The 866-nt window shown below is 63.9% G+C and carries 1 protein-coding gene; it reads right to left on the bottom strand.

Features of this window, described 5'->3' with window-relative positions; genetic code table 11:
- Positions 1-866, bottom strand: an 866-nt coding sequence (locus GY769_20455) for an IS21 family transposase (protein ID MCP4204294.1), incomplete at both ends; no start/stop codon positions are given.

Raw genomic sequence — 866 nt, 5'->3', positions numbered from 1 at the left:
AGGCGCAGGAGCAGACTCTCGACGCGGTCGAGGTCGTAGAGTCCGTAGTGGTGTGCCCGGCGCACGGCGCCGCGCAGGGGTTCTCTGGGGTACTCGCGGACCATGCGCCGTAATTGCCGCAGGGCAAGCGTGGTCTGCTTCTTTGCTTTGCGTTTGAGGTCCTCGATGTAGGGCCCCAGCTCAGGAGCGATCTCGAGCAGGAGCTTCTCCTCGCGGCCGGATTGTTTCCGTTTGCGACCCTGGCCGCGACGGATCCGATGCTCGGGCAGAGTCGTCTTGCCGTGATGGGGATCGATCACCCGCTGGTGGGTCACCGCAGGCTTCGACGGGCTGGTCTCGATTTCGATGGTCTCCTGCGTCTCGCGGGCCTGGACCCGGCGACCGATCCAATCCGGCGGTACCGAGTACTGGTGGGTGTCGATCGAGACGTAGCCCTCGACGCTGACGGTCCGATGGTGGATCCGGTAGGGCTGGGGAATGTGGGCCGGCAGAGGTCTCAGCCGTGTCCTCTCCAGGGCAAACAGCTCGATCGGCTTGGCTCTGAGGTGGCGTTTGTAGCTCGAGTTTTTCCGCTCGCACCACGCTCGAGCCTGCCGGTTCAGATCGCGGAAATCTGCGAAGGTCCTGCCCGCCAGAAAGTTCCTCTCGACGTGCCAGAAGCTCCTCTCCACGTGAGCCGAGCGGTTGGCGTTGCCGATCTCGTGAGCCCGGAAGAGAAAGCCGAAGCGATGACTGAATGCCTCCATCTCCGGTACCGGGATCATCGTCTTGCCGGTGCCCCGCAGCACCACCACGTGGGTGTTGTCGATCATCACGATCTCGCACGCGCCGCCGAAGTACCTCAGCGCCTCGGTCAGGAAGCTCTT

Source organism: bacterium (assembly GCA_024224155.1).
Lineage (GTDB): Bacteria > Acidobacteriota > Thermoanaerobaculia > Multivoradales > JAHEKO01 > CALZIK01.
The sequence above is the reverse complement of the archived record's forward strand: the minus strand, read 5'-3'. Positions and strand labels throughout refer to the sequence as shown.